This is a genomic window from Ruegeria sp. AB11 (assembly GCF_056536325.1).
The window spans coordinates 3444463-3457765 of the sequence record NZ_JBQFJO010000001.1 but is presented as its reverse complement, the minus strand read 5'-3'; the positions used below and the strand labels follow the sequence as shown (position 1 = coordinate 3457765).

The following is a 13303-nucleotide window of genomic DNA, read 5'->3' as shown; positions in this document are numbered from 1 at the left end:
GTTTTTCGCTTTTTGCTGCCTGCTCCAATAGCCGTTTCCGAAGTCAACGAAAACAAGTGGAGTTGGCACCCCTAAGGACGCTGACTTGCTCCAAATCTTGAAGGGTAAAAAACTCAATTTTAGTGAGCTTGCGACTATGAAAAAACTGACGGCAGTAATCCTGGTTGGCTCCGTGTTTTATCCGTTTCAGAGTTTGGCGGAATCAGTTCCGACACAAGGCGAAGATCTATTCATTGCACACTGCGCCAAATGCCACGGCGTTGATGCACAGGGAAATGGGCCTGCGGCGACAGCCGTGAAAACACAACCTCCGGATTTGACCAAGATTGCCGACCGAAGAAGCGGGGTTTGGCCAATGCTAGAAGTGATGTCGATCTTGGATGGCTATCTAAAAACAACGAACCCACGTGAGGACATGCCCGTTATCGCCGAGCTAACCGAAGGCTCCAAGGTCGAATTTGATACGGGAAATGGCTTGGTAGCAGAAGTTCCTGCCAAACTCATCGCGTTGACCGAGTATCTGGAGAGCATTCAATCTCCCAAGCCGCTTGGTTACGTGCCGTGAACACCGAGCCGAAAAAGACTTTTCTTGGTCGCCGGAGGCAAAGATGATTGTTGAAGACCAAAGCGAAGTAGTGGCTTTCCTGTCGGACCCAGCCACGTACGGCATCAATAATAAAGTCGATGTTATCGAAACACATATTTCAATCGTTTTTCTTGCCGGAAGTCGAGCATACAAGCTGAAGAAGGCGGTCTATTTGCCTTATGCAGACTTCTCAACTTCTGAAATTCGGTCAGAGGCATGCGCAAAGGAGTTGCAACTTAACAAAATCACTTCGCCCGAAATCTATCTCGGCGTGCGGCACATTACTCGAAGCGGCTCAGGGTTGAATTTGGACGGGCAGGGCGAGTTTGTTGACGCAGTTGTTGAGATGGTACGCTTCGATCAAGATGCAATTCTGGACCAAATGGCTGTGCGTGGAGAGTTGACTGCGGACGTGATGAGTGTCCTGGCCAAGACGATCGCCAAAGCTCATCAGTTGGCAAAAAAGGTCCAAGCCAATGGGCGTGAAAATATCGAAGCCGTTCTAGATATTAATCATGCGGGGTTTCAGCAAAGTTCGGTGTTTTCCAAGGCTGAAGTTGACCTATTAGACGGGGCTTTTCACGCGGATTTGAAGCAGAGGGCACCTATCCTCAACAAACGCGCCACGCGTGGTTGCGTTAGACTTTGTCATGGCGACCTTCATCTTCGAAACATTTGCCTTTTCGGCGGTCGCCCAAGACTCTTCGACTGTATTGATTTCAATGACCAGCTGGCGACTGTTGACGTTCTCTATGATCTCGCCTTCCTAGCTATGGACCTTTGGCACAGGGATTTACGACAGTTCGCGAACCTCGTCGTAAATCACTATCTAGATATTACAGAGGAAGAAGACGGTTACCCTTGTTTGCCGTTTTTTATTGCTCTTCGAGCAGCGGTCCGAGCGCATGTCCTTGCGACCCAATCCGAAGACCCACATGTCGAAGACGCAAACGACAAGCGGCAAGACGCCCGCAGTTACTACGATCTGGCAATGTCTATCTTGGGTGCCTCGAAGCCACGCTTAGTCGCGATCGGCGGCTTCAGTGGCAGCGGCAAGTCGACTATGTCGAGTGCAATCGCTCCTGCCATCGGATCTGCGCCGGGTGCAAGAGTGATAGAAAGTGACAGGACTCGCAAAGCAATGTTTGGGTGCGATCCACACACCAAGTTGCCGGACCATGCCTATGTGCCTGAGGTTTCGGATAGGGTGTATGGTTCAATGGCGCAGCGAGCCGGCTCACTTTTAAGCGGTGGAAGCGCGGTGGTGGTCGACGCCGTTTACGATCGCCCTAGCCGAAGGAAGGAAGTCGAACTGGTCGCGCGAGAAGCTTGCGTTCGCTTCGACGGCATCTGGTTAACTGCGGCGCCGGGAGAACTCAAACGACGCGTTCAGACACGGCCTAAATCAGCTTCTGATGCGACTCCGAGAGTGCTTGAAAGTCAGTTGCAAAAGCACTTGGGTCCGATTGATTGGAACTATATTAAGACCTCTTGTACAATAGAAGAAACGCGGTTGAAGATTTTGAAGTCGTTGGTCTGAAATTGTCAGAAGAACTTTGCTTGAGCTGAGCAGGGGGCTTTCATAGCCTCAGCTTATGAATTAAAGATCGCCTTTAAAGTACAACAAATCCAGCCACGAGATTATTCGTTTGACCGTCAACCAGCAGGTTTGTCCACAGAGTGCTCGTTTTAAAAAGTTGATCCTGCTGAGGTCTTTTTAGTGGGCTAGGAAGACTGGCAACCTTGTCTGCTCGACCATCGAAAGGGTCGTTCCGCCCAAAACAGTCTGGATCATCCGGGCGTGACCGTATGCGCCCATCACAATCAGATCTGAGCCGGCCTCCGCCGCGCGGCCCTGAATAACATCGGCGATGGAGCGTCCACCGCTGGGATACTGTGACAAGGTTACCAAGCATCCATGATGGCTGAGCCATGCGGCCACATCGGTTCCGGGATCCTGCCCGTCACGGTTAACCGTGGTCACAGGGTCGATACATCCTATAATCACCTCGCGCGCGTCCAGCATATGCGGTAGGGCGGCGTGAACTGCCGCCGACGCGGCCTCGCTGCTGTCCCAGGCGACAAATATGCATTCGGGATTTCGTGCTAGGTTGGCATTTATCCGAAATCCAATCGGTGAGTGGAACAAAACGCCGGATGCCGCTTCGGTCATCAGATCGCGGGTCTCCCGGAGACTTTGAGAAAAGATCGCCTCATCGCTCACACGGGCAAATCGCGCAACGACATGTTTGGCATCCATGCTTGCAGTAAGGACGGCCTGAACCTCCCCCGACGCATTTCTTTGTGCGAGCAGTTGTTCAATGGTATCACATCTGGATTTGATATTAGCTTGCGTGGAGGCTAGGGCCTCCTTCCAATCGTCCGGAATATTCAGCCCGCCATATGGCGGAACCGAGTAGGAATAAGCAGGCAAGGCAGGGGCCGTATCAAGCATAAGACAAAGCAAATGATGGTCCTCTCTTGCGGCCATTTCCGCAACCTCACCGATCTCGCGATCTTCGGTTTGAACATTCATAACGAAAAGTGTGGTGCGGCGTTCCATATGTGTCTCCATTGAAGTTTGGTGCTGGTCAGAGGCCCGCAACTGTCTAATGAACTATACACCGGTCACTCACCATTCATCGTCTATAGAATTCGAACCTGTCAATTCTTGCATAATCTTCAGGCGGGAGGAGCCGATACGGAAGGCGGCAGCATTGTCCGCGTTGAGGTCATGACCATATTTTTCCCAGCGTCTGCTAGCTCACGAAGCAGACGTCCCACATAATGTAACGTTCAAGTTGTATAGCCCTAGGATTTGCGGATCTGCACCTTGGTATCTTCCGACTTTGCTGGTGCGACCTTAGGAATAGTGATGGTCAACACTCCATCCTTCAGGTGTGCATCGACACTGCCGGCATCCGCGTCCGGCGGCAGCCGAAAAGACCGGCTGAAAGAGCCATACTGACGCTCGGAGAAGAACCATGTCTCGCCTTTCTCTTCGCGCTCGGTCTGCTTTTCGCCCTTCAGCGTTACAACACCGTCATGAACACTCAAGTCGATGTCTTCTTCAGCCACCCCTGGCAGTTCGACGCTGATACGGTAAGTGTCATCCGAACCTGACGCCTCCGATGCGGGGGCCAACCATTCGGATACACGCGTCCCCACTTGCCGAAGGGGTTCATAAAGCGAAGGCCAGAAGCCGCTGGTGTGAGATTTCTCAACCATTTCCACGTTCTCCTCTCTGATAGGGTGAAGAGATATTGAGCTGGTCGCCGTTCAACGTCCTTGATGCGGATCAAAAGGAAATGGCTGCAAAGTCCGCGTAGCGGTCACTCAGACAGAACCCAGCGAACGGCTGCTCTGAGCCGAGGCTGTGTGAAAACTCCGGATGCTGTATGCTTTTTGGCAAAGACTGGAGGCGGGCATGTCGGGGTATATCGAGGGCGCGGAGCGAAGTCAGACGACGCTTTTTCCGGATCGGCTTGAAGATTGGATCGATGAGGATAACCCGGTTCGCGTGATTGACCTCTTTGTGGATGAGATTGATCTTGAGGAGATCGGTTTTCTGCGGACAGCACCGGCACGGACAGGGCGGCCTGGTTATCACCCCTCAATCCTGTTGAAGCTCTTCATCTACGGCTATCTGAACCGCGTGCCCTCCAGCCGCGCACTGGAGCGGGAGGCTTGTCGCAATGTCGAGGTGATGTGGCTGACCGGGCGGTTGGCCCCGGACCACAAGACAATCGCCGATTTTCGCCGCGATAACGGCCCCGCCATTCGGCGAACCTGTGCGCAGTTCGTCGAACTCTGTCGCCGGATCGGGGTGCTGAAGGGAGATTGTGTCGCCATCGACGGATCCAAGTTCAAGGCGGACAACAACCGAGACAAGAACTTCACCAAAGGCAAGATCGCCAGCCGCACCGCCCATCTGGTTGCGAGCATCGAGCGCTACCTTGATGAAATGGTCCGGATCGACCGTCAGGAAGAGAGTGAGGTCCGGGCAGAGAAGATTGCCAACCTAGCGCAACGCTGCGAGCGCATCCGGCAGGAGATCGCGCGTTTGGTGGACATGGGCGAGGCGCTCAAGGCGAGCCCGGACAGACAGATCTCCCTGACTGATCCGGATGCCCGCTCCATGGCCACCAGCGCCAGAGGCAGCGGTTTTGTGGGCTACAACGCCCAGTCGGCCGTGGATACCGAGACCCATCTGATTGTCACACATGACGTGATCAATGCTGGGCATGACCGTGAACAACTGTCGCCGATGGCCAAGGCGGCGAAGGCCGCTCTCGGATGCGACGAAATGAGCGTGGTGGCGGACAAGGGTTATTTCAGCGGTCGGGAGATTCTGGCCTGTCACGAGGATGGCATCACCACAACCCTCCCCCGACCCGAGACATCCGGCAACCGTAAGAAGGGCAGGTATGTGAAGGCCGACTTTGCCTATGACGCGGATGCGGATGTATACCGATGCCCAGCAGGAGAGACGCTGACTTACCGCTACACGACCGAAGACGGTGGTCTGGTGGTGCGGCGATACTGGACCAACGCCTGTCAGACCTGCCCTGCCAAGGCGCGCTGCACGACCGGCAAGGAGCGTCGTATCACCCGATGGGAGCACGAGCATCTGGTCGACGAGATGCACGTCCGTTTGAGCAGCGATCCGGCCTTGATGGGCCTCCGCCGCTCGACCGTCGAGCACCCATTCGGCACAATCAAGAGCTGGATGGGGGCGACGCACTTCCGGATGCGGCGACTGAAGAACGTCCGCACCGAAATGGCCTTCCATGTCCTCGCCTATAACATCAAACGGATGATCGCCCTGATCGGAGTACGTGGGCTTCTGACCGCCATTCCGGCCTAAACTGGGGCGAACCGTTCAAATTGTACGGTGGGAAACGCCGTACAGGCTCAGTTTCCACCCCGCTCCAACGCAATAAGTCCCAAATTGGTCCAGAAACCGAAAACCCCAGACGAAACCAGCAGAAATCCTTTGAAGCAGAAAACCAAAGGGGTTTCCACACAGCCTCAGCCCAAAGCTGCCGTTCATATTGACCAGGCGAAAATCTGTCCAGCAGTCAACATTAGGTATTGGTTTATGACTGCTCCATGCTGGAAAAGAAATGGTTGGAAGCGTCACTAGATAGCTTTGTAGACTTGCCAGTCTTCAGATAGCCCCTTCAGTTCCCTTGTCCCCAGGCTTTGGAAATCCAGCCCGGACCCGGCCACCAGATCCTTTACTGTTCTGGATACGGTCTTGTCAGAAGAACTTTGCTTGAGCGGGGCAGGGCGGGTGCATAGCATTTAGGAATGACCAAACCTGCCTCCTTCAAGTACTTCAAAACCAGTCCTGAGATCATCCGCCTGGCGGTAATGCTGTATATTCGGTTTCCGCTCTCGCTTCGGAATGTCGAAGATCTGCTGCACGAGCGCGGGATCGATGTCAGCCATGAAACCGTCCGCTACTGGTGGAACCGCTTCGGTCCGATGTTTGCTGCAGAGATCCGAAGAAAGCGTGTTCAGCAACTTCGTGCATACTCGAAATGGAAGTGGCACGTCGACGAGGTTTTCGTGAAGGTAAATGGCAAGCGACATTATCTGTGGCGGGCTGTTGATCACGAAGGCGAGGTGCTGGAAGCCGTTGTCACCAAACGCCGAAACAAAGCTGCAGCACTGAAATTCCTCAGGAAATTAATGAAGCGGCACGGCAAAGCTGAAGAAGTAGTCACAGATCGCTTCGCATCCTACAAGGCTGCGCTCAGAGAAATGGGTGCGTTGGAAAAGCAAATGACGGGCAGATGGCTCAACAACCACGTTAAGAATTCTCATCTGCCGTTCCGACGAAGAGAACGCGCCATGCAGCGTTTCAGGCGTATGCGAAGTTTGCAGAAATTCGCCTCCGTCCATTCCTCTGTCTATAACCACTTCAACCAGGAAAGATCGCTCGCCAGCCGAGACACCTTCAAGCTGACACGATCCGCCGCTCTTGCCGAGTGGCGCGAACTTGGCGCGGGATAAAGGACAGCCTCACTGGCCTAACAGAGACGAGTTCGAGTTCGTCTGACAGCACCTTTCAAACTTCCTCAAATCGTCGGAAGGCCAATGCAATCAAACCGGCAATGACCATGTAAACCAATGCCAGCAATAGCAGGGGCTCATAGACAATAAATGTGTCTGCTCGAACCCGGGACGAAACCGCATATATCTCGACCACTGTGATCGTTGCTACGAGTGGCGTCGCTTTGAGTTGCAAGATGGTTTCTCCACCTAGTGTTGGCAGAACATTACGTACGGCTTGGGGCAGCCAGATCCGGCGGAACATTGTGAAACGTGGCATCCCGAAAGATTTTGCAGCCTCCAACTGGCCCTTTGCCACACCTGAGAACGCGCCACGCATGACCTCGCCCTCGTATCCTGCAAAGGACAGTGTCAGCGCTAGGGCGGCGTAGGGCCAAGCCTGACGCAGGTAGGGCCAAAGCTCAGACGACCGTATCCAGGGAAACTGCGGAAATAACGAACCAAGCCCGTAGTATAGCAACCAGATCTGCAACAGCAGCGGTGTGCCTCGAATTATCGTGCAGAACACGCGGGCGGGCATGGCCAAGTACCATGGGCCCACCGCCTGCGCCAATCCCAGAGGCACAGCCATTAGAAAGCCTAATACGGTTGTGACCACCAAGAGCCAGGTTGTTGTCCAGAGACCCTGCAACGCCAAAGGGGCATATTTTGGTATCCAATCCCAACGCAGCGAGAACGCACACCAGATCACCAACGCTGCAAACAGCAGCATCATGACGATACGGTGCGGTTGCATAAGGGCTTTCACGGTGATCATGCCGAGTCCCCCTTCAACGAAGGTTGACCACGCCGCGCCCATTTCTCGATGCGCGCAAAAACGACCCCTGAAAAAAGGGTGACCATCAGGTATAAGAAGCCTGCGGCCAAAAAGAAGGTGAAGTAGGCACGAGTACTGCTTGCCGCCTGCCGTGTTTCCAGTGTCAACTCACTGAACCCGACGACAGCGAGCAATGCTGTGTCTTTGGTGGCGATAAGCCACAGATTGGCCAGCCCCGGCACCGCAAATCCCATCATTGCTGGAATGGTCACCCGACGCATGATCATGAAAGCGGGCATTCCATAGGATTTTGCCGCCTCGATCTGCCCGACCGGCACCGCCTTTATGGCTCCTCGCAGAACCTCGGTGGCATAGGCCCCTTGTACAACGCCCAGCACCCAAATACCGGCGGCTACACCGTTGATCTCAACCCGACCGCCTCCGACCGCCTCAGAGATTTTGTTGATGATATCACTGCCGACATAATACAGGATCAAGATCAGCACCAGTTCAGGCACCGCCCTGATCACTGTTGTGTAGATGGCAAGAAGGTCACGCGTGACCTTCCCGCCGTAGAGTTTTCCATAGGCACCGAACAGCCCGATAACCAGCCCCATTCCAAATGCGCCGAAGGCGATTTGCAGGGAATTGGCAAGCCCGCGTAACAGGTTGCCACCCCAGCTTGACAGCGACAGCAACTCCATGCTGGTGCCAAGGCCCAGTGTCTCTAACAGTCCGGTCACAGCAAAGCCTTAGTAGATGCTGGTGGTGAAATAACCCGCGGTGATTTTCTCGTGGGTCCCATCGGCAAGGATCGCTGCGATCCCTTTGTTAAGCGCTTCAAGAAGTTCGGTGTCGCCCTTGCGCACGCCTGCACCGACGCCACGGCCCAAGATTGCCGGATCATCCGCGACAGCACCTTTGATTTCGCAACAGCTGCCATTGTCCGAATTCACAAAATCCGCCATGGCAATGCTGTCCGCCTGAGTAGCATCGATGCGACCCGCGAAAAGGTCTTGGTTGGCCTCATCCTGAGTCTGATAGACTTTTAGCTCTGAATCTTTGAAGTATTCCTGGGCATAGGCCTGGTGGATGGTCGAGGCTTGGATCCCGATGATCTTACCAGCAAGGGACTCTGCGGTGGGCTCGATATCCATCGACTTGTCAGCCACGATCACTGCGGGTGTGTTGTAATATGCGTCGCTGAAGTTGATAGTTTTCAGCCGCTCTTCGGTGATCGACATCGAAGCCATGATCGCGTCGATCTGCTGGCCTGTCAGCGACGGAATGATACCGTCCCAGGCAACAGGGGTGATTACGCAGTCAAGCTCGGCTGCGGCGCAGACGGCATTGATCACCTCGATCTCCCATCCGACCCAATTGCCCGAGCTGTCCGGTGACGCAAATGGAGGATAAGGTTCGGCGGCGATGCCGATCTTAACTTGTTCAGCTGCGGCCGCGCTTGCAGTTAGGACGGCTGCGGCAGTCGCTGCAGTCAAAAGTGCTTTCACTTTCATTAGGGTTCTCCCGGTTGGTTTTATTTAGTTTATTGGTGCTATCCGACTGATCTGAGGAATTGCTTCAGTCGTTCTGATTGCGGATTTCCAAAGAGGTCTGCAGGTGGTCCCTGCTCTTCAATACGCCCTTGGTAGAGGTAGACGACATGGTTCGCCACTTCGCGCGCGAACTTCATCTCATGGGTGACCAATAGCATAGTACGCCCTTCGGCAGCCAGATCGCGGATCACCGTCAGCACTTCGCCCACAAGTTCTGGATCCAGAGCGGATGTTGGTTCGTCAAAGAGCATGGCAGAAGGATCTACCGCTAGCGCTCGGGCGATAGCTGCCCTCTGCTGTTGGCCACCGGACAGATAAGCGGGAAACGTGTCCTCTTTACCGCCCAAACCTACTCTGACCAGCAATTCGCGCGCTCGTTCGATCGCCTCGGGTTTTGGTACCTTCAACACATGTACCGGAACCTCGATCACATTCTCCAAAAGCGTTCGGTGGGTCCATAGGTTGAACTGTTGGAACACCATCGCCAGTTTTGTCCGAATTCGCTCGATCTGCTTCTGGCTCGCCGGGCTGCCATCTGCCCGCATCGCCACTTCCTCGCCACCGATTATGATTTTGCCGGAGGTCGGTGTCTCAAGGAAGTTGATGCACCGTAGCATGGTCGATTTTCCAGACCCCGAGCCACCAATGATCGCCACGACATCACCTTTATGCGCGGTGAGGTCCACGCCTTTCAGCACCTCGAGATTTCCAAAAGACTTGTGCAAATCTTCAACTTGGATCGCCTCTCGGCGCGTATCCGGTAGTTGAACAACTGCGTCAGCGGCGGCTGTGTCCATTTTTCTTTGACCCCAACTTTCTGATTGCAGTAAGCCGCGAGCACAGTAATTATGCAAGTGTATAATTATGGCATCCGCAAAAAAGGACCGATCGTGAGCGAAGACCGCAAGAAATTTAAGCGTGAGTCGGCCGAATCCCGGCAGCATGCACTGATTCTCGCGACGCTTGATTTGGTGGCCGAACAAGGCGTGCGTGGTGCCACTGTCCGGGGAATCGCAGACCGCGCAGATGTTACGCAGGGGCTGATCCGACATTATTTCAACTCCAAGGAGGAGCTGATCGTCGCCGCGTATGAGCACCACATGAACACGATGACCGATCAAACATTCGCACCTGCAAACGATGCTGCGGCCAGTGCCCAAGCCAGATTAGCAACTTTCGTGAAGGCGTCGTTGATGCCCCCGGTTGTCGACCCCCGCGCTATCGCTCTTTGGGCCAGTTTTCTGAACAAGGTGCAGCAGGACCAGCAGATGAAGGCGACGCACGAACGGACATACGCTTACTTTCGGGACCAGCTTGAAGGGCTGATCGCTGCCTCGCTGAAAGAAGCGAACCGCTCGGCAGCCCCTGTCCAGTTGCGGCAATTGGCTATTGCTTGCAACGCGGTCATCGACGGCCTGTGGCTGGAGGGCGGCGCATTACCCGATGCTTTTGAGCAAGGTGAACTGGTGGGAATAGGGCTGCAATCCGTTTCCGCCATTATCGATGTTGATCTAACACAGGAGAGCGAGCCCCAATGAGGCTGACAGCAATTACCGAACGGCTGGCCGGATTGGGCGGCGGCAAGTGGGAAGTACACCTGAAGGCGCGCGGAATGGTCGAGGCAGGCGCAGATCTGGTGGAAATGACGATCGGCGAACCAGACGTAAGAACGCCGTCAGAACTCTGCGACGCTGCAGCATTGGCGATGCAATCGGGCCGTACAGGATATTCCAACGGCCGCGGAGAGGCCAGGCTTTGCGAAGCCTTAGCCGAATCGTACACCCAAAGCCGCGGGCGGCAGTTTTTGCCTGAGAACATTCTCTGTTTTCCCGGCACGCAGACCGCGCTTTTTACGGTGATGCAAGGCGTTGCCGAAGCAGGTTCCGAAGTGTTGGTCGGTGACCCGATGTATGCCACATACGAGGGCGTTATCCGAGCATCCGGCGCCGAGCCAGTAACGGTGCCGCTCCGCCCGGAAAACGGCTTTCGATTGCAGGCCAAGGACATCGCCGCCCGTATCACATCGCGCAGCCGCGCCATACTTCTGACAACTCCGCACAATCCTACGGGTGCAATCCTGACTGCGGAAGAAGTGCGGCAAATCGGCGAACTTGCGATCAAGCACGACCTCTGGATCATCTCAGACGAAGTGTATGAGCATCTGGTGTTTGAAGGGGCAAAATTTGTTTCCCCGCTCTCGGAGCCTGAACTGGTCGATAGGGTCATCGCGGTCTCGTCGATTTCCAAATCTCACGCGGCCCCTGGGTTTCGCAGCGGTTGGTGCGTAGGTCCCGCCGCGTTTTGCAGAGCGTTGCTGCCGGTCTCGGAAACGATGCTGTTTGGCAACCAGCCCTTCATCGCAGACATGACTGAAAAAGCTGTGCGAGACGGATCTTCGGTTGCTGCAGGTATGGCGTCCCGTTTTTCAGCCCGTGCCTCTGTTCTGGTGCACCGTCTTCATAGTGAAACGCCACTGACCGTCCACCAACCGGATGCCGGCATGTTCGCACTGGTCAACGTGTCGGGCATCGGAATGAATGGTGACGCCTATGCCTGGGACCTACTGGAATACGGCGTTTCGGTGATGCCTGGCTCTGCCTTTGGTGAAAGCCTCAAGGACTGGGTTCGGGTCGCCCTCACCATCGACGACAGCCATTTCGCGACTGCGCTAGACCGTATCGTCGCCCATGCAAACCTCAACAAACGGGATGTCGCATGACCAACCAAACAGTGGGCGAGGCACTGGTCGCCGAGTTGAAGCAAAGGGGCGTGTCTTGTGTGTTTGGCATTCCCGGCGTGCACACCGTTGAGCTCTACCGCGGTCTTGCTGCCTCGGGCATTCAGCATGTGACCCCAAGGCACGAGCAAGGTGCAGGTTTTATGGCTGACGGCTATGCGCGTGTCTCAGGCAAGCCGGGCGTTGCCTTTGTGATTACAGGACCCGGCCTTACAAATACACTGACGCCGATGGCGCAGGCCCGGGCGGATTCCGTTCCGATGCTGGTGGTTTCCGGCGTCAACGAGAAGAGCACGCTAAACAAGGGTCTTGGACACTTGCATGAACTGCCCAACCAACACACGCTCGCCAAGACTGTTGCGCTGGTGTCCGAACATGTGGACCAGCCCGGTGATCTGACCGCTGCATTGGATCGCTCGTTTGCACCCTATTCCGCTGGACGCCCGGGCCCCACCCATATCCAAGTCCCATTGGATATAGCAGGGTTAGCCGCTGAAAGCGCGCTGCCTTCGAAAGATCATCCTCATCAGGCACTGGACAGTGACTTAGTCCAACAAGCTGTTGACCGGCTGTCGGCCGCGCGAAAAGTCGTCATCTTGGCCGGTGGCGGAGCGAAAATGACCAGAGAAGATCTACAAACTCTGGCAGAGCGGCTCGATGCACCTGTCGTACAAACCGTAAATGCGCGCGGTTTGATGCATGGGCACCCACTGACCGTCCCCGCTAGTCCGAGCTTAAAAGCGGTCCGGACATTGATCGAAGATGCCGATTGCGTCCTCGCCTTGGGAACCGAGTTGGGCCCAACGGACTATGATATGTATGCCACGGGAGGTATGGCATCTATGTCGGGGCTCATACGAGTGGATATTTGCCCGGATCAACTGACCCGTCACGAAGCCGCAATAGCCATAGAGGGTGACACCGATCAGGCTATTTCGTCGTTGCTGTCGGCATTGCCCGGAAAATCCAACCAGCGAGATGGAATGGACCGCGCGAAAAGAACCCGCGCTGCGGCGTTCGAAGAGATAGGTTTGGACTACCGCGCTCAAGTCGGGATTCTGGTGGCCATACGCGCAGCAGTCCCGAATGCGCTTATTGTAGGAGACTCTACTCAGCCGATTTATGCAGGCAACCTCTACTATGACCACGACCGTCCCGGCGGTTGGTTCAATGCGGCCACTGGATACGGAGCGCTTGGCTATGGTATTCCGGCCGCCATCGGTGCCGCGATTGCCGACCCTGAGGCGTCAGTGATTTGCATCGCTGGAGACGGAGGTGCCCAATTCTCACTGCCCGAGATCATGGCCGCAGTGGACCAAAACCTGCGCATTACCTTTGTTCTTTGGAACAATCATGGCTATGGCGAAATCGCTACTTCCATGGAAGACGTGGGCGTCGAGGTGATCGGTTGCGACCCAACCCCACCTGACTTTGCGGCCACTGCTGCCTCGTTTGGCGTCCCCTACAAGCGCGTTCGGCAAAACCCAATAGCTGTTGCAGCTGCATTGACGGAAGCCAATGCCCAAGATGGCCCCTCGATTCTGGAAATTGATATTGCCGGGCGCCGTCCGGATCAGGAGTGAATC

General features: G+C 55.2%; 13 protein-coding genes. 7 read left to right on the top strand and 6 right to left on the bottom strand.

The window, feature by feature from the left end; translation table 11 throughout:
• Positions 1 to 85: 85 nt before the first annotated feature.
• Both ACR3EJ_RS17275 and ACR3EJ_RS17270 read left to right on the top strand, forming a co-directional pair.
• On the top strand, positions 86 to 565 hold the full coding sequence (locus ACR3EJ_RS17275; protein ID WP_170547315.1) for a c-type cytochrome: 480 nt from the start codon (positions 86 to 88) through the stop codon (positions 563 to 565).
• 43 nt (positions 566 to 608) lie between these two features.
• Positions 609 to 2126 carry a bifunctional aminoglycoside phosphotransferase/ATP-binding protein gene (locus ACR3EJ_RS17270; protein ID WP_170547317.1) on the top strand — a complete coding sequence of 506 codons (1518 nt, stop codon included), beginning with the start codon at positions 609 to 611 and terminating at the stop codon, positions 2124 to 2126.
• Between the two features lie 177 nt (positions 2127 to 2303).
• Here the strand turns inward: ACR3EJ_RS17270 and ACR3EJ_RS17265 are convergent, their stop codons facing one another.
• Together ACR3EJ_RS17265 and ACR3EJ_RS17260 are read right to left on the bottom strand one after the other, a co-directional pair.
• Entirely contained in the window at positions 2304 to 3149 is an 846-nt protein-coding gene (locus ACR3EJ_RS17265) for a universal stress protein (protein ID WP_480423176.1), read from the bottom strand.
• A gap of 248 nt (positions 3150 to 3397) precedes the next feature.
• Positions 3398 to 3814 (bottom strand): Hsp20/alpha crystallin family protein, encoded by a 417-nt coding sequence (locus ACR3EJ_RS17260; protein WP_170547320.1) that lies wholly within the window; start codon positions 3812 to 3814, stop codon positions 3398 to 3400.
• Between the two features lie 199 nt (positions 3815 to 4013).
• Between ACR3EJ_RS17260 and ACR3EJ_RS17255 the strand changes: the two genes are divergently transcribed.
• Both ACR3EJ_RS17255 and ACR3EJ_RS17250 read left to right on the top strand, forming a co-directional pair.
• Positions 4014 to 5453, top strand: coding sequence for an IS1182 family transposase (locus ACR3EJ_RS17255; RefSeq protein WP_480423175.1), 1440 nt, complete (start codon positions 4014 to 4016; stop codon positions 5451 to 5453).
• Between the two features lie 446 nt (positions 5454 to 5899).
• On the top strand, positions 5900 to 6607 hold the full coding sequence (locus tag ACR3EJ_RS17250; RefSeq protein ID WP_170547326.1) for an IS6 family transposase: 708 nt from the start codon (positions 5900 to 5902) through the stop codon (positions 6605 to 6607).
• A 55-nt stretch (positions 6608 to 6662) separates the two neighbouring features.
• Here ACR3EJ_RS17250 and ACR3EJ_RS17245 read toward each other — a convergent pair whose 3' ends face one another.
• The 4 genes from ACR3EJ_RS17245 to ACR3EJ_RS17230 are packed head-to-tail and all read right to left on the bottom strand — an operon-like array spanning position 6663 to position 9777.
• Positions 6663 to 7424: an ABC transporter permease subunit gene (locus ACR3EJ_RS17245; RefSeq protein WP_170547330.1), complete on the bottom strand. Its 762-nt coding sequence runs from the start codon at positions 7422 to 7424 to the stop codon at positions 6663 to 6665.
• The gene (locus ACR3EJ_RS17240; RefSeq protein ID WP_170547334.1) at positions 7421 to 8167 is read right to left on the bottom strand and encodes an ABC transporter permease subunit; all 747 of its coding nucleotides are present in this window, start codon (positions 8165 to 8167) and stop codon (positions 7421 to 7423) included. Before ACR3EJ_RS17240 ends, ACR3EJ_RS17245 begins: the two co-directional genes overlap by 4 nt.
• A gap of 9 nt (positions 8168 to 8176) precedes the next feature.
• Positions 8177 to 8941, bottom strand: coding sequence for a transporter substrate-binding domain-containing protein (locus ACR3EJ_RS17235; RefSeq protein ID WP_170547337.1), 765 nt, complete (start codon positions 8939 to 8941; stop codon positions 8177 to 8179).
• A 38-nt stretch (positions 8942 to 8979) separates the two neighbouring features.
• Positions 8980 to 9777 (bottom strand): ATP-binding cassette domain-containing protein, encoded by a 798-nt coding sequence (locus ACR3EJ_RS17230; protein WP_170547340.1) that lies wholly within the window; start codon positions 9775 to 9777, stop codon positions 8980 to 8982.
• Positions 9778 to 9870: 93 nt separating this feature from the next.
• On the opposite strand from ACR3EJ_RS17230, the gene ACR3EJ_RS17225 reads away from it, so the two are divergent.
• The 3 genes from ACR3EJ_RS17225 to ACR3EJ_RS17215 are packed head-to-tail and all read left to right on the top strand — an operon-like array spanning position 9871 to position 13300.
• Positions 9871 to 10518: a TetR/AcrR family transcriptional regulator gene (locus ACR3EJ_RS17225; protein ID WP_480423172.1), complete on the top strand. Its 648-nt coding sequence runs from the start codon at positions 9871 to 9873 to the stop codon at positions 10516 to 10518.
• On the top strand, positions 10515 to 11699 hold the full coding sequence (locus ACR3EJ_RS17220; protein ID WP_170547352.1) for a pyridoxal phosphate-dependent aminotransferase: 1185 nt from the start codon (positions 10515 to 10517) through the stop codon (positions 11697 to 11699). Before ACR3EJ_RS17225 ends, ACR3EJ_RS17220 begins: the two co-directional genes overlap by 4 nt.
• Positions 11696 to 13300: a 5-guanidino-2-oxopentanoate decarboxylase gene (locus ACR3EJ_RS17215; protein WP_170547355.1), complete on the top strand. Its 1605-nt coding sequence runs from the start codon at positions 11696 to 11698 to the stop codon at positions 13298 to 13300. The genes ACR3EJ_RS17220 and ACR3EJ_RS17215 overlap by 4 nt, the downstream gene beginning before the upstream one ends.
• Positions 13301 to 13303: the final 3 nt, after the last annotated feature.